The sequence below is a fragment of the Pseudomonas sp. F-14 TE3482 genome, assembly GCF_053629455.1.
In genome coordinates this window covers 3,260,033-3,283,570 of record NZ_JBRJII010000001.1, presented here as the reverse complement: position 1 = coordinate 3,283,570, position 23,538 = coordinate 3,260,033, and the positions used below count along the sequence as shown (strand labels likewise).

Sequence of the window (23,538 nt, the reverse complement as noted above, 5' to 3'; positions counted from 1 at the left end):
TATGGCCCTAGACCGCTTCGGCTTTTTAATGACGGCCCTGTTGCTGACCGCGTGTACCTTACCGGCAGCCTACGCCGATTCGCTTGAAGCCGCGCTGATCAAAGCGGCCCCCAATGCCAACGCCAAGGTGATTGCCCTGGCCGTACGCGCGTCCCAATGCAGCCGGGCCCAAAGCGCGGCCCCGGTGCAAAGACTAGCAGTCATCGATTATTCCCTGCCCTCGACCGCGCAACGCCTTTGGGTATTCGACCTTAAACAACGCAAGTTGTTGTTCCACGAACTGGTTGCCCACGGTCGCAACAGCGGCGAAAACATGGCCCGTCAGTTCTCCAACCGCAATGCCAGCTTCGCCACCAGTCTTGGTTTGTACCGAACCCAGTCCAGCTATGTCGGGCAGAACGGTTATTCGTTGCGCATGGAAGGTCTGGAGCCGGGTTTCAACGACAACGCTTTCGAGCGGGCGATCGTTATTCATGGCGCGCCGTATGTCAGTCCTGACCTCGCGCGGGCGAATGGCCGGATCGGCAGAAGCCTGGGTTGCCCGGCGGTGAGACCTGCGATTGCGCATCAGCTGATCGATTCGATGAAGGACGGGCAGTTGCTGTTTTCTTACTATCCGGATCAGCGCTGGTTGAAGTCTTCTTCGTATATCAATTGCGGTAACGCGACCGTGGCAGACTCGTCCAAGCCGAACAGAAGTCACTAAACACCGAGTGAAACTGTCAGAAATGTAATCTTGGCCTCAGTCTGCTGAAAGGCGCCGCCCGTTAGCCTTCACCTCATTAAGTTCTCCTCCCTCCGCTCAGGATGGACTTGAGGGCTTCATCAGGCTGACGGATGGGAAAAACGGCATGCATTCCAACACCTCAAGACGCACTTTCGTGAAGGGCCTGGCCGCGGGTGGAGCCCTCGCGGGCCTCGGGCTGTGGCGCACGCCGGTCTGGGCGGTCACCAGCCCCGGCGAACCGAACGTGCTGGCCGGTACCGAGTTCGACCTGTACATCGGCGAAACCCCGGTCAACATCACCGGCAACCCTCGAACCGCGATGACCATCAACGGCGGCATTCCCGGCCCCCTGCTGCGTTGGCGTGAAGGCGACACCGTCACGCTGCGGGTGAAGAACAAACTCAAGGACACCACTTCCATTCACTGGCACGGCATCTTGCTGCCCGCCAACATGGACGGCGTGCCGGGCCTGAGCTTTCACGGTATAGAGCCGGACGGGATGTACGTCTACCAGTTCAAGGTCCGGCAGAACGGCACTTACTGGTATCACAGCCATTCGGGCTTTCAGGAACAGTCCGGGGTTTACGGGCCATTGGTGATCGACGCCAGGGAACCGGAGCCTTTCCAGTACGACCGCGATTACGTGGTGATGCTGACTGACTGGACCGATGAAGACGCGGTCGGCCTGATGAGCAAACTCAAGAAACAATCCGATTATTACAACTACCACAAGCGCACCGTGGGCGATTTCATCCACGACGTCAGCGAGAAAGGCTGGGGCTCGACAGTTGCCGATCGCAAGATGTGGGCCGAGATGAAGATGAACCCCACCGATCTGGCCGACGTCAGCGGCGCCACGTACACCTACTTGATGAACGGCCAGGCGCCGAACATGAACTGGACTGGCGTGTTCCGCCCCGGCGAAAAGCTGCGACTGCGCTTCATCAACGGCTCGTCGATGACCTACTTCGACGTGCGCATCCCCGGCCTGAAAATGACCGTGGTCGCCGCGGATGGCCAACACGTCAAACCGGTGAGCGTCGACGAATTCCGCATCGCGGTGGCGGAGACGTTCGATGTCATCGTTGAGCCGACCCAGGACGCCTATACCCTGTTCGCCCAGTCGATGGACCGAACGGGTTTTGCACGAGGCACCCTTGCGGTGAAGGCCGGCTTGTCGGCGCCAGTGCCACCACTGGATCCGCGACCGCTGGTGACCATGGATGACATGGGCATGGGCGGGATGGATCACGGCAGCATGGGCGGCGACATGGCGGGGATGGATCACAGTGCACCGCAAGGCATGACGGGCATGGACGGCGGTGACATCCAAGGCATGGACAACATGGCCGGCATGGATCACAGCAGCATGGCCATGGGCGGCATGGCCGGTATGCAATCCCACCCAGATACGGAAAAAGACAACCCGCTGGTGGACATGCAAGCCATGAGCACCTCGCCGAAACTTGACGACCCGGGCCTGGGCCTACGCGACAACGGTCGCCGCGTGCTGACCTACTCCGACCTGCGCAGCACCTTCGAAGACCCGGATGGCCGCGAGCCCGGTCGCACTATCGAGCTGCACCTCACCGGCCATATGGAGAAGTTCGCCTGGTCGTTCAACGGCGTGAAATTCTCCGACGCCGAACCGCTGCGACTCAAGTACGGCGAGCGAATTCGTGTGGTGCTGGTCAACGACACAATGATGACTCACCCCATCCACCTGCACGGCATGTGGAGCGACCTCGAAGACGAGAACGGCCAGTTCATGGTGCGCAAACACACCATCGACATGCCACCGGGATCAAAGCGCAGCTACCGGGTCACCGCCGACGCGCTCGGGCGCTGGGCCTATCACTGCCATCTCCTGTACCACATGGAAATGGGCATGTTCCGTGAAGTTCGCGTGGAAGAATGAGGCGCTACCCATGACCAGACTGATTCGCTCTACCCGCCTCGCTTTGGCACTCGCTGGCTTCACGGCTTCTTCGGCCATGGCTGCTACCGACGATATGCAGGGCATGGACCATAGCCAGATGCCGGGCATGGATCACAGCCAAATGCAGAGCATGGACAACGGCCAGATGCAGCCCGCCGCGCCGACCCAAAGTCGCACGCCGATTCCGGCATTGACTGACGCCGACCGCGCTGCCGTCTACATCAGCCCCGCCGGCCATGCCGTGCATGACTCCGCGCTCAACTATTACTTGCTCGCCGACAAACTCGAATGGCAGGACGCCGACGACGGCAGCGCATTGGCGTGGGATCTGTCCGGCTGGGTCGGCGGCGACATCGATCGCCTGTGGCTGCGCTCCGAAGGCGAACGCGTCAATGGCAAGACCGAAGACGCCGAAGTCCAGGCCCTCTGGGGCCACGCGATCAGCCCATGGTGGGACGTGGTGACCGGCGTGCGCCAGGATTTCAAACCCGGCGCCCCACAAACCTGGGCCGCACTAGGCGTGCAAGGCATGGCGCTGTACAACTTCGAAGCCGAGGCCACGGCCTTCATCGGCGAAGGTGGCCAGACCGCCGCACGGCTGGAGGGCGACTACGACATCCTGCTCACCAACCGGCTGATTTTGCAGCCGACCGCCGAGCTCAATGTCTACGGCAAAAACGACCCGCAACGGGGCATCGGTTCCGGGCTGTCCAACACCGAAGCCGGCCTGCGATTGCGCTATGAAATTCGCCGGGAATTCGCGCCCTACATTGGCGTGACCTGGAACCGCACTTACGGCAAAACCGCCGATTACGCCAGGGATGAAGGCGAGGACCGCAGCGAAGCCCGCCTTGTCGTCGGCGTTCGGCTGTGGTTCTAAATGTATTAACTCGAAAACCTAAAAACCAACCGCTTAAAGCGGTAAGAGGCCTTGCATGCGCACAATCAAAACCACAGCTGTTGCCATCGCACTTTCAACCGGGCTGCTCATGAGCGCACTCGCTCAAGCCCACCCGAAACTGCTCTCCTCTACCCCGGCCGAAAGCGCGGAAGGCGCGGCGCCGAGCAAGATCGAACTGCACTTCTCCGAAAACCTCGTGACCCAGTTCTCCGGCGCCAAACTGGTCATGACCGAAATGCCCGGCATGGCCCACTCGCCCATGCCCATGAAGGCCAAAGTTTCCGGCGGCAGCGACCCGAAAACCATGGTCATCACCCCGCTCTCGCCACTGCCCACCGGCAGCTACAAAGTCGAATGGCGCGCCGTGTCTTCGGACACTCACCCGATCACCGGCAACGTTACGTTCAAAGTGAAGTGATGGATGAGCGACTCAATCAGCATTGCCCTTCGGTTTGTGTTGTATGTGGATTTGATGCTGTTGTTTGGGGTGGCGCTCTTTGGGCTGTATAGCCTTAAAGGACAGGAAAGGCTGTCGGGAGCGGTGTTGCCGTTTCGGCCGATGTTAGCGGGAACGGCGGTGCTGGGGGTGGTGTTGTCCGTCGCGAGCATGGTGATGATGGCGAGAGCCATGAGCGGGGAATCGGACTTCGCCGAACTACGCCCGCACATCGAGATGATGCTGTTCGAGACGAACGTCGGGCTGGCTTGGGGGGTTCGCATTGTTGCGCTGGTCGTCGCAGGTTTAGTGATGATGCTCCGTGCACCTGGTTTCAGTTTATGGGTTGCAGCTTTTGCCGGCGGTGTTGCCCTTTCCAGCCTGGCCTGGAACGGGCATGGCGCTATGGATGAAGGCAGTCGTCGTTTCTGGCATTTCACGGTGGACATTCTGCACCTGCTGACGGCAGGGGCCTGGCTTGGCGCATTGATGGCGTTTGCGCTGATGGCAAGAATCAACGCCCTGCACACTGAAGCGCGCATCAGGTTGCTGGCCCGCGCCGTTAATCGATTTGAGGTGATTGGCGCGGTCATCGTGGTGGTCATTACGGTGACAGGGGTTGTGAATTATCTGTTCATCGTCGGGCCGAAACTGGATGAGGTATTTCTCAGTACTTACGGGGTTTTGCTGTTCATCAAAGTGGTGCTGTTTGCAGGAATGCTCGTGCTCGCCGCGTTGAACCGGTTTCACCTTGGGCCGCTATTGGAGCGATCGTTGCGGGACGGGCAATACGCCGTCGCCGCTAATGCGTTGCGGCGCAGCGTGCTGGTGGAATGGGTGGCTGCTGTGGTGATCGTGGGGTTGGTGGCCTGGCTCGGAACGTTGAGCCCGGAGATGGAAATAGCAGCGCAATAAGCCTGAAGGGATCGTTTGATATGGATCAATAACACGCTGCGGCCATGGCGTAATTTCAGGCTCATGCCCTTGATGGGGAAATACGACATGTTCTGATCAGCGGCCATCTGGCGGCGGCTGATCAGCCCTTACTCTCTGGAGATTGCCATGCACGCCTACATTAAATCGCTCGCCGCCCTGATCGTCTGCAGCCCATTGATGGCCCTGGCAGTCGACGAACATCACCCCGACCAGCCGCCAGCAGCACCGACGGCAACTACCACCACCCCAGCCATGCCCATGCAAGACAAGGCCATGAGCGAACAGATGCAGAGAATGCAGGCGGCCCACGACAAAATGATCGCCGCCAAAACCCCGGCCGAACGCCAGGCGGCGATGCAGGAAGCCATGACCACGATGAAAAACAGCATGGGCATGATGCACGACCATTGCACAGGCATGGGGATGGGTATGGGCAAGGGCATGTCCGGCAGCAAGGACGGCTCGGGCACAGCGATGATGGACATGATGATGAAAATGATGGATCAGCAATCCAGCATGATGAAGATGCCGATGGGCCAATAAATCTCACTTCGTCGGAATGGAGCTCGCCACATGAACCACTCACCACCCTCGACGCCTCCAGCCTCCTCCTTCTGGCGCAGTAAACCCGGCATCGCGCTGGGCATGCTGCTAGTAATCGGCCTGTTTTACCTGGCCCGCGAGCATTACGGCCATATCTCCCCGATTCTGCCCTACCTGATTCTGTTGCTGTGCCCGTTGATGCACCTGTTTGGCCATCACCACGGCGGCAGGCGCTGACCCATGCATCGCCATAACGGACATCTGGATGACCTCAAGTCACCTGCTCAGAGGGAGCAGGCACCGGAGTCGGCGGCGACCGAAAAAGAGTACACCTGCCCCATGCACCCGCAAATCCGCCAGCGCGGCCCGGGTACATGCCCCAAGTGCGGCATGACCCTGGAACCGGTATTGCCCGAACTGGAGGAAGCAAGCAATCCTGAGCTCGAGGACTTTTCCCGGCGCTTCTGGTGGACCCTGCCGCTGACTCTGGCAGTGACTGCACTGGCCATGGGTGGTCATGGCTTGAATCTGTTTCACGGTGCCACACAGAACGGGGTCGAATTGGTGCTCGCCGCACCTGTCGTGCTGTGGGCCGGCTGGCCGTTCTATGTGCGCGGCGTGCGCTCGGTCATCCAGCGCAGCCCCAACATGTGGACGCTGATCGGCCTCGGCACCGCCGCAGCCTTCCTCTACAGCCTTGCCGCCACGCTGGCACCCGGCCTGTTTCCAGCCACCTTCATGATGGATGGCCGGGTTGGCGTGTACTACGAAGCGGCGGCGGTGATCATCTCCTTGACACTGCTCGGACAAATGCTCGAACTCAAGGCGCGCTCACAAACCTCTGCCGCGATCAAATCGCTGCTTGGCCTGGCGCCCAAGACCGCGCTCCGGATCAACGCCGATGGCAGCGAAGCGGACATTGCCCTGAGCCATGTGCACAGCGGCGACACCTTGCGTGTGCGCCCCGGCGAGAAAGTCCCGGTCGACGGTGTGGTGCTGCAGGGTGAAAGCGCGGTGGACGAGTCCATGCTCACAGGCGAGCCGCTCCCCGTGATGAAACGCCCTGGTGACGGACTGATCGGCGCCACCCTCAATACCCACGGCAGCCTGGTGATGCAGGCGCAAAAAGTAGGTTCATCGACCGTGCTCGCGCAAATTGTGCAGATGGTGGTTCAGGCGCAACGCTCCAAGGCACCGATGCAACGCCTGGCAGACGTGATTGCCGGCTACTTCGTCATGGTAGTGATCGCCATCGCCGTTCTGACCTTTGTCGGCTGGGGGCTGTGGGGGCCGCAACCGAGCTGGGTGTTCGGCCTCATCAATGCGGTGGCCGTGCTGATCATCGCCTGCCCGTGCGCTCTCGGCCTGGCCACACCCATGTCGGTGATGGTCGCCACCGGCAAGGCTGCCGGCAGCGGCGTGCTCTTCCGGGATGCGGCGGCGATCGAGAACCTGCGCAAGGTCGACATCCTGATCGTGGACAAAACCGGCACTCTTACCGAAGGTCGCCCGGCGTTCCACAGCGTCGAACCTGCGCCTGGCTACAGTGCTGACGAAGTGCTGCGCCTGGCCGCCAGTCTCGACCAGGGCAGTGAGCACCCGTTGGCCCACGCCATCGTCGAGCGCGCTCGCGCCAACGGCCTGGTATTGAGCACAGCGCAGACGTTCGAATCGGCATCAGGGATCGGCGTGCGCGGACAAGTCGACGGGCACCGTGTTCAACTGGGCAACACCGCCCTGATGGCTGAAGCCGGCGTCGCCATCGAAGCCCTGCAGCCCCACGCCGAGCAGCTGCGCAGCGACGGAACCAGCATCATGTACCTGGCCGTGGATGACGTGCTCGCGGGGCTACTCGCCGTCGCCGACCCGATCAAACCCACCACCCGGCTCGCCGTCGAACGCCTGCAGGCCGATGGCGTGCGGGTGATTATGGCGACCGGGGACGGCCTCACCACCGCCCGCGCCGTCGCCCGCCAACTGGGCATCGAAGAAGTCCACGGCGAGGTCAAACCACAGGACAAGGAACGTTTGGCCGCCGGATTGCAGGAACGCGGGCACCGTGTGGCAATGGCCGGCGACGGCATCAACGACGCCCCGGCCCTGGCCCGTGCCGACGTCGGTATCGCCATGGGCACCGGCACCGATGTTGCCATGAACAGCGCTCAGGTGACCTTGGTCAAGGGCGACCTGCTCGGCATTCTGCATGCCCGCAGCCTCTCGGTGGCAACCGTACGCAACATGCACCAGAACCTGGCCTTTGCCCTGGCCTACAACGCCATGGGCATCCCCCTCGCCGCCGGGTTGTTCTACCCGTTGACCGGGCATCTGTTGTCCCCGTTGGTGGCCGCACTGGCCATGAGCGTGAGCTCTGCCTCAGTGGTGTTTAACGCCTTGCGCCTGCGCCAGGCCTCGATTGACTGAGCACGAAACAAGCGCTTGACCTTGCCATCGTGACAAGGTCAACGATGACTTCAAGCGCTGATGGGCGCCGCCACCAAAGAGGTTTATCCATGAACAGTATTGAGTTGCACGTCGAAGGCATGAGTTGCAGCAGCTGCGTCAAACACGTCAACGCGGCGCTGCAACCGCTGGCGGGAGTTGGCGAGGTGACGGTCGATCTGGCCCATGGCCGGGTCAAGGTGACGGGCGATATACAAAGCAACACCCTGATTTCTGCGCTGACGGAGGCTGGTTATCCGGCAAGCCTGTTGGCCGCAGACAGTCACGAGCAGGTCAGGAAAACGTCCGGGTGCGGTGGGGCCGGTTGTTGCTGTCGTTGAGCCCGGGCCGTCGGTGGAAGTCGTGGCATCATCATCCAGTGTGCGGCCGCTGCGACCTCTTTATTGTGATGGATGACAGTCAAGAAGTGGGTCGCGTCGATTTGGGCGCTGCTTTTTCCTTCCGTTCTCGCTGACGGATATTCGGCAGATCAAATAGTGCATATAAACATAAACTTGATATTTCAATTTTTTCCAAGGGCGGCAAATTTCCTGAGGTGAGCGCTTTATGCTCACCTATACTAAAAAGGTTAAATAGTGCTGGCGAGTGTGTTTGAAAAGGTATTGAAATCTAAAGGTGCAGGAACCCGTGATGGTTTGGTCATAACGAGGATTCAATATGAACGCCTTATTAAAAGAACTTCAGGCCTATCATCATGAAGTGGCTATGAAAATTACTCAGATCAAAGAGTTGCTGAGGAAAATAAGGCATGAATCCGATGGTGCCGATGACTGCAAGCTGTTGTTCGAGATGCTGGAAGCCTTGCATGGTGATGCAGAGCGACACCACCATGAAAATGAAGAACTTATTCGGCTGGCCTTGCTAACGACTGAGGCACCGATCCACCAACGGGTCAAGGATATAGAGCGAGATCATCAGGCATTTGGGCGCATTGCCGGACAGCTGAAGATGTTGGAGGACACAACTCAGGAAACGAGAGTCATTGCTGACACTATCGATGATTTCATCAAAAAATATTACGATCATATGGACGCTGAAGAACATATTTTCTTTCCGGCGGCAGATAAGTGGCTGTCAGATAATCAGTGGCAGGAAATCAAGCGTCAATGGCATTAAGAAGTAATGAACGTGGTGGACGTCGAGTTAAAATTACTTAAATCAAACCCACCGCAGCTACATATATCGGCAATTGGCCTGGTGGGTTCTGCTGGATGGACAACATCAAAGCGTTGGAAAGAGCCGCCACTCGATAAAACTCAAGGGAGTAAGAGTCCACTCTGCCAACAACTCGATGGAAGCGCATCTTAAGCGTTCGAAGTCCTTGGCTTGTGGATAAACACTAATGTGGAGGGATACGTGTCGGGTCTTGCCTGGCACGTATCATGTGCTGGAGTGATTGGGTACTGGGACAGCGGATGACAGCCGAGAAGCGCTTTCACTACACTGACTCCCGCTTGAACCTCACTCCATCACAAAAGCCCGATAACAATGAAAACCATAAAAAGCACCATGATGCTCTGTGGCCTGCTCGCGCTAACCAGCGGCGTTCAGGCAGAGCAAACCCCTTCGCACCTAGACACGGTCCTGCAACAAGGCCAACTGCGCGTTTGCACGACCGGCGACTACAAACCCTATACCTTCAAAGGTGAAGACGGCGAATACTCGGGGATCGACATCGCCATGGCCCGCTCATTGGCCGACAGCCTGGGGGTGAAGGTTGAGTGGGTCCAGACCACCTGGAAAACCCTGATGCCCGACATGCTCGCGGGCAAATGCGACATTGGCGTCGGCGGCATCTCCGTCACGCTGGAACGCCAGAAAAAAGCCTTCTTCAGCACCACGCTGGATGTCGACGGCAAAATCCCACTGGTGCGCTGCGAAAACCAGGCGCAATACCAGACCATCGAACAAATCAACCAACCTTCCGTTCGCCTGGTCGAACCGGCCGGCGGCACCAACGAAGCCTTCGTCCACGCCTTCCTGCCCAAAGCGCAATTGAAGCTTCACGACAACGTGACCATCTTCCAGGAACTGCTGGATAAGAAAGCTGACGTGATGATTACCGATGCTTCGGAAGCGCTCTACCAGCAGAAACTTAAACCGGGCCTGTGCGCGGTCAACCCGACGCAATTTATGCAGTATGGGGAGAAGGCTTATCTGTTGCCGCGCGATGATATTAGTTGGAAGTTGTATGTTGATCAGTGGCTGCATCTGGCCAAGGTGAAGGGCAACTACCAGAAAATTCTGGGTCAGTGGATAGCGGTGCCAGAGGGTAAATAGCCCGCTGCTATCCATTCCATGTAGCAGCTGGCGAAGCCTGCGTCCGGCTGCGCAGCAGTCGCAAAAACAGAACTTGCGATGCATCAGGCAGACGCAACGGCGGAAGCATTTCAGCCGTTGCATCCTCGAAATCATTTTCAGTTTCCTGTGGACCGGAAGCGTGGCGGCACGTTCTTAAGTCGTCATCCTGGGCCGAAAGCCCGTCAACGGCTGCTCATCTTCAATCGCGACACAGGGTCAATCCTTTTTGGGTCGCGGTGGGTTGTCCTGACGATAGGTATGCTGGGGATTGATGACCAATTGCCTGACCTGGCTGTCCAACTCTTTGCTGTGATACAGGTCCAGGCATTTGAGCAGCTCAAAGCGAACGCCTTGATGCTCTGATTCGACCAGTGGATTGTGATAATCACGAGCCAGAAACTGGTCAACCAGAGGTCTACCGGCTTGAGGTGCTTGCTCCAGATCGAAATAGGTCCAGTCCATAAGCGCACTGGCACTGCTTCCGGCGTCCTGGGCGGCTTTAGGTTCGCTCTTGTAGGCTGTAGCGATGCAGTCTGCCAGCACCATATCCTTGTAATTTTGCGCATAGGTGCGCCCGCCTGCCTGTGGGGAGTTGGTCGGATCATCCTTGGACCAACTGTTGGAAGGCGCGGCGGCCCAAGCCAGTACCAAGACCGCAGTCAAATACTTCATCAAGACAAACTTCATCCTTAAGTTTAGGAAGCAGAAAATCTGCAGCAGTTTAATCCTTCATGCTTGAGGTGACATAGACCTGAATGACGGGGTCATGAAGGTGTGTTGCCCGGAAGGGTGTCTAGCAGCTCCGTCATGCAGCTGATGCGATAACGTCCTGCAGCTTACTCGGCACACACACACACACACACACACACATGAACGCCACATTCACGACGACTAACCATAAAAAAGACGTCAGATATTTCCTTGTTTTCTTCGAAGAAACTCGCTCGTTTAAATGGGATGTTTAAAGACACTCGCGGTTACTTCACAAAGGCTACAACGGCTTGCGTCGTTGCCTACGACTACGCCAGAATCCACCGGCTTGTGCGCTTAAGGTCCGGGCTTTATCGTTTCCCCGTCGCTGAAAAACAGCGATCGGGTTTGGTAGCCCGTACATGAGATTTGCACAGCATCACTACTCGCGGCGTTTTTCGTCTCGGCTTTATGGTGGTCATGCACAGGGCACCTTCGGGTGCGCCGGCTTCCTCATGTCCCGGTCTACCAACCTGCGCATGGCCGCCACCCTTCGTTTGGTAGCGAGGTTGGATGGCTCCTTTATTTATGGCATGAGGAGTTCTATCTATGTTCAAACCAACACCCAATCCGCCGATCACAGACCCGGCATCCCCCTACGAATCACTTGATTCCAAAAAACTCAACGAAGCCGCAAAACGCGCCCTCGACTACTATCTCAAACCGGCCGCTCAAATCATGGCTACACCATACCAACCCAATACAATGTTTTTCGCCAATCCAAAGTCCGACACCGAATCACTGCTGGCCAACGCCAGCGAGACGCTGGGATCGGCCACGGTTATGCTCGGTGATTTTGCTGCGCTGCTGGAAGGAACACACCGCAAAACCCTGCTGGGCATCGCGCAAGTGGTCATGCTGGGTGAGCTGGCGGTGAACCAGGCGCTGGATAACGTCGAGCCGTCTAAGTAACTGATATTGAAAATCGGCGCGGGGAGGCGTGAGCCCCCCGTTGCGCCACAGAACACACTTCAAATGCGAGTGCATAGTCGTGAGTCACCTTCCAAAGCAAGTCTGATACAGTCGTCCCCCGGTAAATTCGTTGACAGGAAGTCAAATATGGCAAAGCCAGCCGCACGTATCACCGACCCCACCAGTTGTCCCATGCCAGGGCACGGCCCAAAAGCCATCGCCTCTGGTTCCCCCGACGTGTTCTTCGACGGACTTGCAGCCGCGACCAAAGGCGATGCCTGCACCTGTGGCAGCGTTTTGGCCTCGGCCGTAGCAGCAACGGTCTTCATCAATGGCAAGAACGCCGCACTGGTCGGCACTGTCGGCACCCATGGCGACGTCGCGATCGGCGGTTCGGGCACGGTGGTCATCGGTGATTCGCATACACCAGCACCGTTCACGCCCCCACTCCCATTGTTGCTGCAAAAAACCTACGGACACACCTTTAGCATCGTCAATAGCGAAACCGGTCAACCTTTAGCCGGAAGAAGTTTCACTGCCACCGTTAACGGTGAAAAAATCATTGGTCTCACCGATAGTGCAGGAATAGCGCACATCAAAACCCCCATCAAAGATGCCACTATTTCTGTGAGCATTGACTTTACCTCTCCAGCTCGGACGCTTAGCGAACTCACGGATTGATCAAACATGGCTGAACAATTTACTACTGAAGCAAAAGCGACCGAAGTCAAACCCAGTGAACCAGCAGCTCCCACTACCATCACTGTCAACGATAGAGCCGCTACTAGAGAAGCAATCCTCAGACTCGTCCGCAAAAAGGGTTTTGAGTTTATAGAACGATCATCTTGGGGAGCGCATAAAGCAAAAGGCGAAATGGTCGATGACTGGGACTACTCGATGATCGCACTTCACCATGCTGGTAGAAGTGTCGGTTGTGGTGCCGGCGCAGGACAGATGCGTGCGATTCAGAGCGAGCATCAGGCGAAGTTCGATGACATCGGTTATCACTACGGCATCGACTGTACGGGTAAAGTATTCGAAGGACGCGACATCCGGTTCAAAGGCTCAAGCGTACATAATTACAACACGGGCGTAATTGGCATCGTTTTGCTAGAAAATCTGACAACCGCCGATGAAAGCGGCGATGTAGTTGCTCTTGCTCGCCAGGCTCTTGAAGCCATCAATGGCAATATGGACCAGAAAATCCCAGCTATACAAATCGACACTCTATTGAACCTAATTCAAGCCCTGACCAGCGTTTTCAGGGTGACTACTTTGGGGGGACACCGGGAATTTCCAATGCAAGCCGGCGAAGGAAAGATTTGCCCTGGCAACATTGGAATGGAGCTGGTGAGAAACCTTCGAATCAAAACCAATCTATTGCGACCACCAACATCATGAAATCGCTGCTTATCATTTTCCCGATCATACTCGTCGCCTTCCTCTACATCGGCTTTTACGAAAAGATGGAAGACGCTTACCCGGAAAGAGTATTTTTCATTAAGAAAAGCCCGACATTTCAAATTCAGTTTGAAAATATTTTCGCGTACGAATCAGATGACAAAAAGCTGAGTGAGCTGAGCGACACGGAGCGGCAGTTGGTCATCCAGTATTGCAAATATCGGTTAGGCGTGACTACGGTATTGAAAAGCCAAAATGAGCTTGAAGAATGCAAAGAAAGGTAAGATCAATTTTCTCGACACACTAGACAAAAGGCCTTCAAGGACAGACGACGACTTTTGCCCTTAGTGCTCAAAAACCAAATTCATCGTGATCTCCTCCCCAGAAATCACCTCAAGTATACCAAAAATTAAAACCACAAGACAAAAGTTGTACAGAAAGGGAGTTCAGCATGTCCGACCAGGAAGCTCAAGAAAAAATTATTGAAAGCGTAGTAGGCCTACTTAAAGACGTAAGTCCTTGGTTTAGTGTAGCCATCACAGCGGCGATTATTATCTGGGCCATTACGCGTGCCCGCTCTGCTCATTTCCTTCTGGACAAAGTCTGGAGATTTATTGGTGGCGGCGCCATCAGCGACCCTGATCTAACAAAAGCATGGATGGATATCAGGGACGTTGAAGGTTTTCGATTTCGAACAGGCATAAACTTCCAATCAAAGAAGAGCCTTTGTCATACACTGAAGTGGCTCGATGATAACGGTATGAGCCTCAAGGATCTCTCATTTGCAAGAGCTTGGATTTCTAATCGACCATGGGAATTTAGACAACCGAAACTTAGATTAATACGAAGCTCCGTGTCGCTCGCAATAATAACGCTAGGTATACTTAGTCTTGGCATGGGCTTTATGGCTGGAGAACCCCGTGTTTTACTTTCGGTAAAATCGTCGAGCGCAACATTCTGGACAGATGGTACATTAGCAACCAACTTTAAACTTTCCAGTAGTACACCCGAGTTTTCTGTTACGCAAACAGACTGTAAGCACAACAAAATTGAGGGTGTCGACGAAAAGGATGCCAAAGTTATTTGCGCAACCCTTGACCCTGCTGCTCAGAAGGAGTTGAAGAAAATGCTTCTCGAGCAACAAGCTCTGAGTGGATATGTCATTCTACTGTGCATCATCTTTCTAGTTTTAACAGCACGATACTCCGCTCGCGCTTCCATGGCGACGAAGTTTTATGCCTTGTCAGCTCCGCAGGCCTCATGAAATGTACAATCCGCTGAAACCGAAGGCCCAATTTCACGAGAATGCTCGCAAGTTATAAGTATTAAAAACGGGATACCCTGAAAAAATTTCGATTTTTCTTAAAATAAATCAATACGTTAGGATTTGAAGAGACCTGCATGGCTCGGCAGCTTGTATTGCACCACACAAAAACAAGATCCCGATCCCATGCAGGCCATCCAATTCTTACACAGCGCGCTCGCCCAAGCGCTACCGGAAATACCACGATGGGAGCGCATCTGACGGTAAGCGTCCTTCAGGCGGCGGGCATAGTCAAAAGGACGTCGAGTTCGACAGAGTGCGGGACTTGAATGGAAACTCCAACTTTTAGATTGAATATGCCAATTCATTACGTTTAACGCCAAGACTTCAAAAAGCTTTGCAGCACTCCAAAAAAACTTAGAACACTTAAAAAGTAAAACCAACACCACTATTGCTGCACACGTTAGACAAATATGTTTTTTGACTTAACCACATAACAAATCAACTCCCCTCTCCCTCTCTCGAACAACAATCTCTACAACCTGGCAATTATCAATAGTATTAAGATCGGGAAATACTCTCACCCCTGCCAAAAAAGGGGACTAAAAAAGGGGACTGATTTATTTACTCACGCTATCTCGCTGAATCTCTCCCACTTCCTGTGTTCGCTCATCCCGATCTACCTCAGCCAGACTCACCTGAGCCCCGCAAGCCCAATCCTGATAAACTCCCCATCTCCCAGCCTCACCCATTCCAGAAACGCCAATGCCCCCAATCACCGCCACACCCGCCCCGCTCTCCCGCCGCTTCTCCGTCGCCCCGATGATGGATTGGACTGACCGCCACTGCCGCTTCTTCCTGCGCCTGCTCTCCAAGCACGCCCTCCTCTACACCGAAATGGTCACCACCGGCGCGCTCCTTAACGGCGACCATGACCGCTTCCTGCGTCACAACGAAGCCGAGCACCCGTTAGCTCTCCAGCTCGGCGGCAGCGTCCCGCTGGACCTGGCCGTCTGCGCACGCATGGCCCAGGATCACGGTTACGACGAGGTAAACCTAAATGTCGGCTGCCCGAGTGATCGAGTGCAGAACAATATGATCGGTGCGTGCCTGATGGGGCATCCGCAGTTGGTGGCCGATTGTGTGAAGGCGATGCGTGATGCGGTGTCGATTCCGGTGACGGTGAAGCATCGGATCGGGATTAATGGGCGGGACAGTTACGAGCAGTTGTGTGATTTCGTCGGCACGGTTCGGGATGCCGGGTGCACGAGTTTTACGGTGCATGCGCGGATTGCGATTCTGGAGGGGCTGTCGCCGAAGGAGAACCGTGACATTCCACCTCTGCGCTATGACGTGGCGGCGCGGTTGAAAACGGATTTTCCAGAGCTGGAGATTATTCTCAACGGCGGGATCAAGACGCTGGAGGCCTGTCACGAGCATTTGCAGACGTTTGACGGCGTGATGCTGGGTCGTGAGGCGTATCACAACCCTTATGTGATGGCTGAGGTGGATCAGCAGCTGTTCGGCAGCAAGGCACCGGTGATCAGCCGGGCCGAGGCGCTGGCGCAATTGCGGCCTTATATCGCCGAGCATCTACTGGCGGGTGGGTCGATGCACCATATCACCCGGCATGTGCTGGGGCTGGGCACCGGGTTTCCGGGGGCACGGAAGTTTCGGCAATTGTTGTCGGTGGATATTCATAAGGCCAAAGAGCCTTTGGCGTTACTGGATCAGGCGGCGGAGTTGCTGGAGGGGCGCTAACCGTCACCTGCGTTGAACCTGTCCCCTATTTCAGCATCGTATCTACCGATACCACGCCCCGCCTTTCAAACATCCGTTTTCAGGATGTTGCCGCTGGGGCCATCGATACACGTACGCGCCCTTGAGTGGCTGCAAGCGCTCGGGTAATGTCATTAGACCCATAGGACAGAGCACGCTCATGACTTCCAAGCTGGAACAACTCAAACAAATGACCACCGTGGTTGCCGACACCGGCGACTTCGAAGCAATCGCTCGCGTTAAACCGGTGGACGCTACCACCAACCCTTCCCTGCTGCTCAAAGCGGCGGCCATTCCCGCTTATGCCGAGTTGCTGAACGCGTGCGTTCATGACTGCAAGGGCGATGTGGGCTTGGCCAGTGACCGTTTTGGCGTTGCGGTAGGGCAAGAGATTCTGAAGGTTGTACCGGGCCGTATTTCCACTGAGGTGGATGCGCGCCTGTCGTTCGACACTGACGCCGTATTGAAGCGTGCGCACCGTCTGATCGACCTGTACGACAAGGCCGGCGTTGGCCGTGACCGTGTGCTGATCAAGATCGCTTCGACCTGGGAAGGTATCCGCGCTGCCGAGAAGCTGGAAAAGGAAGGCATCCAGACCAACCTGACCTTGCTGTTCTCCTTCGCTCAGGCTGCCGCTTGTGCCGATGCCGGGGTTTTCCTGATTTCGCCGTTCGTTGGCCGTATCTACGACTGGTACAAGAAGGCCACCGGCAACGACTACACCGGCGCGGATGATCCGGGCGTGCAGTCGGTGACGCGTATCTACAACTACTACAAGGCCAATGACTACAAGACTGTGGTGATGGGCGCGAGCTTCCGTAATCTGAATCAGATCGAGCAGTTGGCCGGTTGTGATCGGTTGACCATCAGCCCGGATCTGCTGGAGAAGCTGGCGACGGATACTGGCAAGCTGGAGCGCAAATTGGCGCCGGGGCATGCTGGCGAGGCGCGTCTGAGCCTGAATGAAGCGCAGTTCCGTTGGTTGTCCAACGAGGATGCGATGGCGACCGAGAAGCTGGCTGAGGGGATTCGTCAGTTTGCTCGGGATCAGGAGAAGCTTGAGGCGCTGTTGCAGGCCAAGCTGTGATCTAGTTCGAAGCTGTGCAAAAAGGGCGAACCTTAGCGGGTTCGCCCTTTTTTGTGCGTGTTTGGTAGTGGGGATTGGGTTGGCTTCGCGCTGGTGGCCGTGGCGGGTGTGCGGACGCCTTCGCGGGCAAGCCCGCTCCCACAGGGTTTATGGTATGGCTGAGATCGCGTATTTAACGAAGAATTAGATGGGAGCGAGTCTGCTCGCGATGGGGCCAGAGCGGCCCTCCATCACTTCAAAGGATCAATGCCGCTCCAGCGCATTCACCAGGTCATGGAACGCCTCACGGTTGGAGTCGTTCAGGCCCATGAGGATTTTGTGCGCTTCGAGGACTTTGACGCGCACCACTTCTTCGGACTGATCCTGGTCTGGCAGGTCGGTCAGACATTCAGGGCATGGGATCGGGCGGTCAACGATGTTGAACACCTGCTCAAAGCCCATGGACTGCAGCAGACGGGTGATGTCTTCATGGGTGGTGACGACGGTCGGCAGCAGGCCAACCTTTTGCCGCGACAGGATCGACAGTTTGGCCAGCAGGCCCAGGGTGGTGCTGTCGATGCTGCGGGTTTCGGTCAGATCGATCACGATGGCGTTGAAATTCAACGCGGTGAAGATCCGCTCAATAGTCGCATCCAACGCCGAACACAGGGTCAGGCGAACTTCACCGACGAACTTCAGGACGAAGGTGCCATCCTGCTCGGCGAACTGGATTCTACCGGTACTCATTAAAGATTCCTGCTCAACACCAACAGGGCGATATCATCCGGCATCTCCCCTAGCGTGGCCAATCCAAAAACCTGGCGCAGACCATCCAGGCTGCCGCCCGCTGCCTTCACCCGTTGAGGCAAAGCAGCTTCTTTATCTTTGAGTGTGGGTTCTGGCAAAAGGTCCAAAATGCCATCAGACATCAGCGTCAGGCTGAACACTGGCGGCAATTCCAGTACGTGGTCTTCGTAGGTGGCTTCATTGAAGAGGCCCACCGGCAGACCGCGCCCTTCCAGGTAACGAACACTGTCTGGCGTGTACAACACAGGCAACGGCAGATGACCGCCGATGCTATAGGTCAACAAACCGGTCTCCTCGTCGATGACTCCACCGACCATTGTGACGTGTTTACCCAGCTTACAACTGATCAGGCCCCGGTTGATATGACCAAGAACCTCTGAAGGCTTGAACTCCGGCAATGTGCCGTTGCGCTTGGATTCGAACAGCAAGCGCGTGGTCATGAACTTCAGCAGCACGGTAACGAAGGCTGAAGAGGCGCCATGGCCGGAAACGTCCGCCAGGTAAAACGCGACCCGACGCTCATCGACCCGAAAGTAGTCGACGAAATCGCCCGACAGGTACAACGACGGAATGATCTGGTGCGCGAACTGGAACTCGTTGATGCTCCAGGGGCTGACTGGCAGCATGTTCATCTGCACCTGGCGACCGGCGTTCTGGTCTTCCTGGAGCAGGTTCAGGCTGGCTTCGAGCTCGCGATTGGCCTTTTCCAGCTTCTCGCGATAGCGCTGGTTTTCCAGCAGCAGGCGCGCACGATCCAGGGCCCGGCGCACGGAGTGCTCGAGCACGGCCAGATCTTCAAGAGGCTTGATCAGATAGTCCGCAGCGCCCAGGCGCAGGGCCTCGACCGCGTCGTTCATCACGCCCGCGCCCGACACCACGATCACCGGGGTTTGCGGCGACAGCTCAGTGACCTGGCGAATGAGTTCGAGTCCGCCCATCTGCGGCATACGCAGATCGCAGATGACCAAGTCGGGCTTGTCTTGCTCGAATACCTGAAGACCCTGCTGGCCGTTGCTGGCCTGCAGGACACTGAAACCACTGTCTTCCAAGTAGGCCGCGAGGCTCGCGCGCACTACTTCGTCATCATCGATTATCAGCAGCGTGGCACTGGTTTTTGGCATGTGGGCAAACGGCGCCAGAATTAGGTTGGCGTAGCAGGCTGGGCATTGACCCCCGCACACACTACTGGATTCGCTTTCTAGCCTCTCTGCCGCACCGTTTTCGAGTGTTAGCCCTACTTACAGGTACACCAAAGGTGCCCTTCTAAGGCGCAGACGGTACTCCCATCCGCGAGGCGTTTCAAGCTCACGCCGATGGTCGCTTGACGTCTTTACTTGTCAAATCACCGGGAGTTATAAGAACAGGCAAAACCGTAACCCAAAGGAAGGATCGAGCCCATGAGCCAAACTGATCGGGACTACAGCGAAAAGCGCGATTTCATCCGCATGCGGGTCGATGCCGATGTGGCGCTGATTCATGAAGGCGACGAGGTGCCAGCCGTCTGCATCGACCTTTCCAGCAGTGGCATGCAAGTTGAGGCGCCCCGCTTATTCAAGGTCGGTGACCATCTCAGCGTGCGGATTGATTCCGATCATGCTGCGCTCAAAGGCCTTGAGGCCGATACCGAAGTGGTGTGGGTGAAAACACAGGACGGTTCCAATCAGAAACTCGGGCTTACAATCCTGAAAATGAAATAGCCCCGAATTTACCCGCAAGCCAAACGAAAGAAGGCGGCCACATGGCCGCCTTCTTCGTTTTACCGGTCGAGATTAAAAATCGTCTTCGACCTGGCCGTCCTTGACCTTGAATTCGCGGTTTTGCAGGTACGCATTGCGAATAAAGGTGTATTTGTCGCCGCTGACCAGCTTCTCGGCCGACAGCAGGTTGGCGCGGGTGTCGACGATGTTCAGGCCGAAGATCGAATTACGCACCGGCACGTCGTGGATGTAGCGGTACGGGCCGGTATAGCCGTCGACATACTTGGAAGGCGCATCACGCAAGGTGCTTGGCCCCATGAGCGGCAACATCAGGTACGGACCGCTGCCCACGCCCCAGTAACCGAGGGTCTGGCCGAAGTCTTCATCATTGCGATGCAGGCCCATCTGGGTACCCACGTCGAAGAAGCCCAGCAGGCCGAAGGTGGTGTTGAAGATCAAACGCGCGGTGTCGACGCCTGCCGCAGCGGGCTTGGCTTGCAACACGTCGTTGGCGAGGTTGGTCACGTCGCCGACGTTGCGAAACATGTTGTGGATGCCATCTTCCAGAAACTGCGGCGTGACGAATTGATAGCCCTGAGCCAATGGCTTCAGTGCGTAAGTGTCGACAAAATCGTTGAACTTGTAGATCGGGCGGTTAATGCTTTCCCAAGGGTCTTCTTCCGTGGCCGCCTGGGCCGCGAACGGAACCAGCAATACACTGGCACACATACAAAGCTGAGCGAGCTGATTGCTCCAGCGCATAGAGAAACTCCTTGGATTCGTACTGGCGCGGGGGGCTTGGCCCAGGCGCAAAGGCCGCTAGTATATGACGGAAAACCCGGTTTAGGCAGCATCGTGCGCGACGGCCCCTGGATGATTCTCCTGGCTGGAAGCGATTCACATCAGTGTCACTCAACTGTCACCGTCCACGAATAGCCTTGTTACTATTTCAAGGATGTTGATATGCCACGCGCCGAAACCACGCCTCTCATCGCCCCCAGCCTGACCGCGGTACTGTTCGGCCTCAGCGGATGCCTGGTGGATTTCGGCGCACGTACTCGCCAAGGCGGCACACTGACTACCGAGCATGCCGAAGTCACGCTTGGCGCTCTGGACAGCCTGTCCAGCTTGCAGCGCCAACAGATTCCTTGCGCCTGGCTCGATGAACTGCCCCCCGCCCTCAGCCACTCTCTGGCCGGGGCACTCCCGGAATGGATCAAACCTTCGCAACACCTGGCAACAATCAATCCATGGCCAGCCCCGAACGCCTGTTGGCAAGCCTTGATGGCGTTGAATGTCGAACGTCTGGACGGTTGTGTGCTGGTCAGCGGCGAACCGCGACTCCTGCAATCGGGCCTGAATGCCGGGTTGTGGACCATTGGCCTGGCGTCCTGCGGCTCGCTGTGCGGGCTGGCTCCAAGCGAATGGCAGGCCTTGAGCCAAAAGGAACGGGAACACCTGCGCGGCAAGGCGACAATGCAGTTGTTCGGCCTGGGCGTGCATTCGGTAATCGATCATCTGGGCGAACTCGACACCTGCCTGGCCGATATCAGCCTGCGCCGGCTCAAGGGCGAGAAGCCCTGATCGAGATCATGCAGTTTGCCCGGGAGTGGATTAATCTAAAGGTCAGCCGTAGACCTTTGGCGCGCCGCTGCGGTCTATGCCAGTGCCTATCGATAAAAGGAAGAACGCCATGCCTGCCCGCGAACTGCAAGAACAGCTCAACAAACTGCGCGAGCAATTGGAACAGAATCCACCGCTTACCGAAGCCGAGCGCGCTGACCTGCACGCGCTGATGCAACAGATCGAACTGGAACTTGAGCTGGAAACCAAAACCCAGGACACCAACCTCGCCGACAATGTGAACCTGGCCGTCGAGCGCTTCGAACTCGAACACCCGACCCTTGCCGGCACCTTGCGCAACATCGTGCAAGCGTTGGGCAACATGGGGATCTGAACCCGCCAGATACAAAAAAGCCCTGCTATCGATAGCGGGGCTTTTTCATATCCGGATTTGCAAATGCAATCCCCTGTGGGAACGAGCCTGCTCGCGATGGCTGAGTGTCCGTCAACATCAATGTTGAATGTGCTGGACTCATCGCGAGCAGGCTTGCTCCCACCTTGGTTCTTTACTGACGAACCAGCCGATGGTTCGGCAATTGCACTTCTTCCGTGCTGCGATACGGGTTGATGTCCAGCCCGCCACGACGCACATACCGCGCATACACCGTCAGTTTCTCTGGCTTGAGCAACCGTTGCAGGTCGAGGAAAATCCGCTCCACACACTGCTCATGGAAGTCCGAGTGCTGACGGAAGCTCACGATGTATTCCAGCAAACTCGCATGGTCCAGCGCCGCGCCGCGATACTCCACCGCTACGCTGCCCCAATCCGGTTGACTGGTGACCGGGCAGTTGGATTTGAGCAAATGGCTGTGTACGCACTCTTCAATAATGAGCGACTCATTGCACCGCAGCAGTTCCGGACGCGGATGCTCGTAGTTGCTGACGCTGATATCCAGGTCATCGATACACACACCCGGCAACGCCACGACGCCTTCCGCCTCAACATCTTTCAGGCTGCGAATCCGCACGCCCACCGGTTTGCCGGCGGCGGCCGAAAGGTCTTTTGCCAGCGTCGCTTCAAGGCTTGCGGTGTCGGCAAACGCTGTTTGGTTCAGGGAGTTGAGGTACAGCTTGAACGACTTCGATTCGATGATGTTCGGCGAATCCGCCGGAATGCTGAATTCGCCAATCGCCACCACGGGTTTGCCGGACGGCAACAGCCAGGACAGTTCGAAGCAGTTCCAGAAGTCCACACCCTTGTACGGCAGGGTTTCAGCCGTCAGGCCCAGCTCGGCCCATTTCGCGGTGCGCGGGATCGGGAACAGCAGGGACGGCGTGTAGGTGGCGATGTATTCGCTGGACTTGCCCAGCGGCGAATGTTCGGCTGCGGGATGCATGGCGGAAACCTGACTGAAGAATCAGCGGATTCTACCAGCCTTTGCTCCCGCCTTTGAGTGCTTACTGACTGACTGTCAGTTTGCCGACCATACCGGCCTGATAGTGACCGGGGATATTGCAGGCAAATTCCAGGTTGGTGGCCTTGGTGAAGGTCCAGGTCAGCTCGGCGGTTTTGCCCGGCTCCACCAGCACACTGTTCGGATCATCGTGTTTCATCCCATGCCCTTTGGAGGAATGGTCCATTGTGGCCATGGAGCCGTGATCCATGGTCTTCATGCCTGTAGGCATCAGCATGCCGCTTTGCTGCATCTGGAGCATTTCCTGCTGGTGCCGGGCATGCATCGCTGCGTCGCCGAGGTTGAATTCGTGCAGTAACTGGCCTTTATTCACCAGTACAAAACGCACGGTTTCTCCAGCCTTGATATCAATCGCCTTGGAAGTGAAGGACATATCGCCCATCACCACTTCGACGCTACGGGTAGCCTTGGTCGCTGCCGCCGGTTGACCGAAGTCGTAGGAATGCGCCGGTGAAGCCTCCAGTCCCAAGCTCAGAGTCAGCAAGCAAGCGGTCAGTACCAGACGATTGTGAAAAAACATAGTCGCACTCCAACAAGATGAGGTTCAGCTTGTGGGAAACTTAACCCGCGGGCTCTGCCAG

Annotated in this window: 27 protein-coding genes; 21 read left to right on the top strand and 6 right to left on the bottom strand. The window is 56.7% G+C overall.

The window, feature by feature from the left end:
• Position 1 precedes the first annotated feature (1 nt).
• From AB7M26_RS14730 to AB7M26_RS14680, 11 genes are all read left to right on the top strand, one after another.
• A complete protein-coding gene (locus tag AB7M26_RS14730) occupies positions 2-706 on the top strand; it encodes a murein L,D-transpeptidase catalytic domain family protein (RefSeq protein ID WP_123501404.1) in 705 nt (234 codons plus the stop codon).
• A gap of 145 nt (positions 707-851) precedes the next feature.
• Positions 852-2,645: a copper resistance system multicopper oxidase gene (locus tag AB7M26_RS14725; protein ID WP_123501405.1), complete on the top strand. Its 1,794-nt coding sequence runs from the start codon at positions 852-854 to the stop codon at positions 2,643-2,645.
• A 10-nt stretch (positions 2,646-2,655) separates the two neighbouring features.
• Positions 2,656-3,546: a copper resistance protein B gene (locus AB7M26_RS14720; RefSeq protein ID WP_123501406.1), complete on the top strand. Its 891-nt coding sequence runs from the start codon at positions 2,656-2,658 to the stop codon at positions 3,544-3,546.
• Between the two features lie 55 nt (positions 3,547-3,601).
• Positions 3,602-3,985 (top strand): copper homeostasis periplasmic binding protein CopC, encoded by a 384-nt coding sequence (copC, locus tag AB7M26_RS14715; RefSeq protein WP_123501408.1) that lies wholly within the window; start codon positions 3,602-3,604, stop codon positions 3,983-3,985.
• Positions 3,986-3,988: 3 nt separating this feature from the next.
• Positions 3,989-4,918 carry a copper homeostasis membrane protein CopD gene (gene copD, locus AB7M26_RS14710; RefSeq protein ID WP_123501409.1) on the top strand — a complete coding sequence of 310 codons (930 nt, stop codon included), beginning with the start codon at positions 3,989-3,991 and terminating at the stop codon, positions 4,916-4,918.
• A 147-nt stretch (positions 4,919-5,065) separates the two neighbouring features.
• Positions 5,066-5,482: a hypothetical protein gene (locus AB7M26_RS14705; protein ID WP_123501410.1), complete on the top strand. Its 417-nt coding sequence runs from the start codon at positions 5,066-5,068 to the stop codon at positions 5,480-5,482.
• 30 nt (positions 5,483-5,512) lie between these two features.
• The gene (locus tag AB7M26_RS14700) at positions 5,513-5,719 is read left to right on the top strand and encodes a DUF2933 domain-containing protein (protein WP_123501411.1); all 207 of its coding nucleotides are present in this window, start codon (positions 5,513-5,515) and stop codon (positions 5,717-5,719) included.
• A 102-nt stretch (positions 5,720-5,821) separates the two neighbouring features.
• Positions 5,822-7,903, top strand: a complete 2,082-nt coding sequence (locus AB7M26_RS14695; protein WP_259698722.1) for a copper-transporting P-type ATPase — start codon at positions 5,822-5,824, stop codon at positions 7,901-7,903.
• An 89-nt stretch (positions 7,904-7,992) separates the two neighbouring features.
• A complete protein-coding gene (locus tag AB7M26_RS14690; RefSeq protein WP_008076002.1) occupies positions 7,993-8,262 on the top strand; it encodes a heavy-metal-associated domain-containing protein in 270 nt (89 codons plus the stop codon).
• A 337-nt stretch (positions 8,263-8,599) separates the two neighbouring features.
• On the top strand, positions 8,600-9,058 hold the full coding sequence (locus AB7M26_RS14685) for a hemerythrin domain-containing protein (RefSeq protein WP_123501412.1): 459 nt from the start codon (positions 8,600-8,602) through the stop codon (positions 9,056-9,058).
• A gap of 372 nt (positions 9,059-9,430) precedes the next feature.
• On the top strand, positions 9,431-10,222 hold the full coding sequence (locus tag AB7M26_RS14680) for a transporter substrate-binding domain-containing protein (RefSeq protein WP_123501413.1): 792 nt from the start codon (positions 9,431-9,433) through the stop codon (positions 10,220-10,222).
• A 237-nt stretch (positions 10,223-10,459) separates the two neighbouring features.
• Here AB7M26_RS14680 and AB7M26_RS14675 read toward each other — a convergent pair whose 3' ends face one another.
• The gene (locus tag AB7M26_RS14675; RefSeq protein WP_123501414.1) at positions 10,460-10,915 is read right to left on the bottom strand and encodes a type VI secretion system amidase immunity protein Tai4; all 456 of its coding nucleotides are present in this window, start codon (positions 10,913-10,915) and stop codon (positions 10,460-10,462) included.
• Between the two features lie 627 nt (positions 10,916-11,542).
• Between AB7M26_RS14675 and AB7M26_RS14670 the strand changes: the two genes are divergently transcribed.
• The 7 genes from AB7M26_RS14670 (at position 11,543) to tal (ending at position 17,436) form a co-directional block, all read left to right on the top strand.
• The gene (locus AB7M26_RS14670; protein ID WP_123501417.1) at positions 11,543-11,905 is read left to right on the top strand and encodes a DUF6124 family protein; all 363 of its coding nucleotides are present in this window, start codon (positions 11,543-11,545) and stop codon (positions 11,903-11,905) included.
• A 147-nt stretch (positions 11,906-12,052) separates the two neighbouring features.
• A complete protein-coding gene (locus tag AB7M26_RS14665; protein WP_123501418.1) occupies positions 12,053-12,586 on the top strand; it encodes a PAAR domain-containing protein in 534 nt (177 codons plus the stop codon).
• Positions 12,587-12,592: 6 nt separating this feature from the next.
• Positions 12,593-13,306 carry a peptidoglycan recognition protein family protein gene (locus AB7M26_RS14660; protein WP_123501419.1) on the top strand — a complete coding sequence of 238 codons (714 nt, stop codon included), beginning with the start codon at positions 12,593-12,595 and terminating at the stop codon, positions 13,304-13,306.
• Entirely contained in the window at positions 13,303-13,590 is a 288-nt protein-coding gene (locus AB7M26_RS14655) for a hypothetical protein (RefSeq protein ID WP_123501420.1), read from the top strand. The genes AB7M26_RS14660 and AB7M26_RS14655 overlap by 4 nt, the downstream gene beginning before the upstream one ends.
• Before the next feature lie 167 nt (positions 13,591-13,757).
• The gene (locus AB7M26_RS14650; protein WP_123501421.1) at positions 13,758-14,570 is read left to right on the top strand and encodes a DUF6216 family protein; all 813 of its coding nucleotides are present in this window, start codon (positions 13,758-13,760) and stop codon (positions 14,568-14,570) included.
• Between the two features lie 765 nt (positions 14,571-15,335).
• Complete coding sequence (gene dusA, locus AB7M26_RS14645) at positions 15,336-16,331, top strand: tRNA dihydrouridine(20/20a) synthase DusA (protein ID WP_123501422.1); 996 nt, start codon at positions 15,336-15,338, stop codon at positions 16,329-16,331.
• Between the two features lie 178 nt (positions 16,332-16,509).
• Positions 16,510-17,436: a transaldolase gene (gene tal / locus AB7M26_RS14640; RefSeq protein ID WP_123501423.1), complete on the top strand. Its 927-nt coding sequence runs from the start codon at positions 16,510-16,512 to the stop codon at positions 17,434-17,436.
• A 243-nt stretch (positions 17,437-17,679) separates the two neighbouring features.
• On the opposite strand, the gene rssC is transcribed toward tal, so the two are convergent.
• On the bottom strand, positions 17,680-18,162 hold the full coding sequence (gene rssC, locus AB7M26_RS14635) for an anti-sigma factor antagonist RssC (protein ID WP_007897104.1): 483 nt from the start codon (positions 18,160-18,162) through the stop codon (positions 17,680-17,682).
• Positions 18,162-19,343 (bottom strand): two-component system response regulator RssB, encoded by a 1,182-nt coding sequence (gene rssB / locus AB7M26_RS14630; protein WP_008076016.1) that lies wholly within the window; start codon positions 19,341-19,343, stop codon positions 18,162-18,164. Before rssB ends, rssC begins: the two co-directional genes overlap by 1 nt.
• Before the next feature lie 276 nt (positions 19,344-19,619).
• Here rssB and AB7M26_RS14625 point away from each other — a divergent pair, with 276 nt between their 5' ends.
• The gene (locus tag AB7M26_RS14625) at positions 19,620-19,919 is read left to right on the top strand and encodes a PilZ domain-containing protein (RefSeq protein WP_123497823.1); all 300 of its coding nucleotides are present in this window, start codon (positions 19,620-19,622) and stop codon (positions 19,917-19,919) included.
• 72 nt (positions 19,920-19,991) lie between these two features.
• Here the strand turns inward: AB7M26_RS14625 and AB7M26_RS14620 are convergent, their stop codons facing one another.
• The gene (locus AB7M26_RS14620) at positions 19,992-20,681 is read right to left on the bottom strand and encodes an MlaA family lipoprotein (protein WP_008071107.1); all 690 of its coding nucleotides are present in this window, start codon (positions 20,679-20,681) and stop codon (positions 19,992-19,994) included.
• A gap of 201 nt (positions 20,682-20,882) precedes the next feature.
• Here AB7M26_RS14620 and AB7M26_RS14615 point away from each other — a divergent pair, with 201 nt between their 5' ends.
• Together AB7M26_RS14615 and AB7M26_RS14610 are read left to right on the top strand one after the other, a co-directional pair.
• Positions 20,883-21,503, top strand: coding sequence for an HAD family phosphatase (locus AB7M26_RS14615; protein ID WP_123497827.1), 621 nt, complete (start codon positions 20,883-20,885; stop codon positions 21,501-21,503).
• Positions 21,504-21,612: 109 nt separating this feature from the next.
• Positions 21,613-21,876: a DUF4404 family protein gene (locus AB7M26_RS14610; protein ID WP_123497830.1), complete on the top strand. Its 264-nt coding sequence runs from the start codon at positions 21,613-21,615 to the stop codon at positions 21,874-21,876.
• A 172-nt stretch (positions 21,877-22,048) separates the two neighbouring features.
• On the opposite strand, the gene queF is transcribed toward AB7M26_RS14610, so the two are convergent.
• Together queF and copI are read right to left on the bottom strand one after the other, a co-directional pair.
• A complete protein-coding gene (gene queF, locus AB7M26_RS14605) occupies positions 22,049-22,879 on the bottom strand; it encodes an NADPH-dependent 7-cyano-7-deazaguanine reductase QueF (protein WP_123497832.1) in 831 nt (276 codons plus the stop codon).
• A 61-nt stretch (positions 22,880-22,940) separates the two neighbouring features.
• Complete coding sequence (gene copI / locus AB7M26_RS14600; RefSeq protein ID WP_123497834.1) at positions 22,941-23,477, bottom strand: copper-resistant cuproprotein CopI; 537 nt, start codon at positions 23,475-23,477, stop codon at positions 22,941-22,943.
• Between the last annotated feature and the right edge of the window lie 61 nt (positions 23,478-23,538).

Bases quoted from the DNA above. Each gene is read 5' to 3' on its own strand.
- AB7M26_RS14730 (WP_123501404.1), top strand. From the start codon at position 2: ATGGCCCTAGACCGCTTCGGCTTTTTAATGACGGCCCTGTTGCTGACC.
- AB7M26_RS14725 (WP_123501405.1), top strand. From the start codon at position 852: ATGCATTCCAACACCTCAAGACGCACTTTCGTGAAGGGCCTGGCCGCG.
- AB7M26_RS14720 (WP_123501406.1), top strand. From the start codon at position 2,656: ATGACCAGACTGATTCGCTCTACCCGCCTCGCTTTGGCACTCGCTGGC.
- copC (WP_123501408.1), top strand. From the start codon at position 3,602: ATGCGCACAATCAAAACCACAGCTGTTGCCATCGCACTTTCAACCGGG.
- copD (WP_123501409.1), top strand. From the start codon at position 3,989: ATGAGCGACTCAATCAGCATTGCCCTTCGGTTTGTGTTGTATGTGGAT.
- AB7M26_RS14705 (WP_123501410.1), top strand. From the start codon at position 5,066: ATGCACGCCTACATTAAATCGCTCGCCGCCCTGATCGTCTGCAGCCCA.
- AB7M26_RS14700 (WP_123501411.1), top strand. From the start codon at position 5,513: ATGAACCACTCACCACCCTCGACGCCTCCAGCCTCCTCCTTCTGGCGC.
- AB7M26_RS14695 (WP_259698722.1), top strand. From the start codon at position 5,822: ATGCACCCGCAAATCCGCCAGCGCGGCCCGGGTACATGCCCCAAGTGC.
- AB7M26_RS14690 (WP_008076002.1), top strand. From the start codon at position 7,993: ATGAACAGTATTGAGTTGCACGTCGAAGGCATGAGTTGCAGCAGCTGC.
- AB7M26_RS14685 (WP_123501412.1), top strand. From the start codon at position 8,600: ATGAACGCCTTATTAAAAGAACTTCAGGCCTATCATCATGAAGTGGCT.
- AB7M26_RS14680 (WP_123501413.1), top strand. From the start codon at position 9,431: ATGAAAACCATAAAAAGCACCATGATGCTCTGTGGCCTGCTCGCGCTA.
- AB7M26_RS14675 (WP_123501414.1), bottom strand. From the start codon at position 10,915: ATGAAGTATTTGACTGCGGTCTTGGTACTGGCTTGGGCCGCCGCGCCT.
- AB7M26_RS14670 (WP_123501417.1), top strand. From the start codon at position 11,543: ATGTTCAAACCAACACCCAATCCGCCGATCACAGACCCGGCATCCCCC.
- AB7M26_RS14665 (WP_123501418.1), top strand. From the start codon at position 12,053: ATGGCAAAGCCAGCCGCACGTATCACCGACCCCACCAGTTGTCCCATG.
- AB7M26_RS14660 (WP_123501419.1), top strand. From the start codon at position 12,593: ATGGCTGAACAATTTACTACTGAAGCAAAAGCGACCGAAGTCAAACCC.
- AB7M26_RS14655 (WP_123501420.1), top strand. From the start codon at position 13,303: ATGAAATCGCTGCTTATCATTTTCCCGATCATACTCGTCGCCTTCCTC.
- AB7M26_RS14650 (WP_123501421.1), top strand. From the start codon at position 13,758: ATGTCCGACCAGGAAGCTCAAGAAAAAATTATTGAAAGCGTAGTAGGC.
- dusA (WP_123501422.1), top strand. From the start codon at position 15,336: ATGCCCCCAATCACCGCCACACCCGCCCCGCTCTCCCGCCGCTTCTCC.
- tal (WP_123501423.1), top strand. From the start codon at position 16,510: ATGACTTCCAAGCTGGAACAACTCAAACAAATGACCACCGTGGTTGCC.
- rssC (WP_007897104.1), bottom strand. From the start codon at position 18,162: ATGAGTACCGGTAGAATCCAGTTCGCCGAGCAGGATGGCACCTTCGTC.
- rssB (WP_008076016.1), bottom strand. From the start codon at position 19,343: ATGCCAAAAACCAGTGCCACGCTGCTGATAATCGATGATGACGAAGTA.
- AB7M26_RS14625 (WP_123497823.1), top strand. From the start codon at position 19,620: ATGAGCCAAACTGATCGGGACTACAGCGAAAAGCGCGATTTCATCCGC.
- AB7M26_RS14620 (WP_008071107.1), bottom strand. From the start codon at position 20,681: ATGCGCTGGAGCAATCAGCTCGCTCAGCTTTGTATGTGTGCCAGTGTA.
- AB7M26_RS14615 (WP_123497827.1), top strand. From the start codon at position 20,883: ATGCCACGCGCCGAAACCACGCCTCTCATCGCCCCCAGCCTGACCGCG.
- AB7M26_RS14610 (WP_123497830.1), top strand. From the start codon at position 21,613: ATGCCTGCCCGCGAACTGCAAGAACAGCTCAACAAACTGCGCGAGCAA.
- queF (WP_123497832.1), bottom strand. From the start codon at position 22,879: ATGCATCCCGCAGCCGAACATTCGCCGCTGGGCAAGTCCAGCGAATAC.
- copI (WP_123497834.1), bottom strand. From the start codon at position 23,477: ATGTTTTTTCACAATCGTCTGGTACTGACCGCTTGCTTGCTGACTCTG.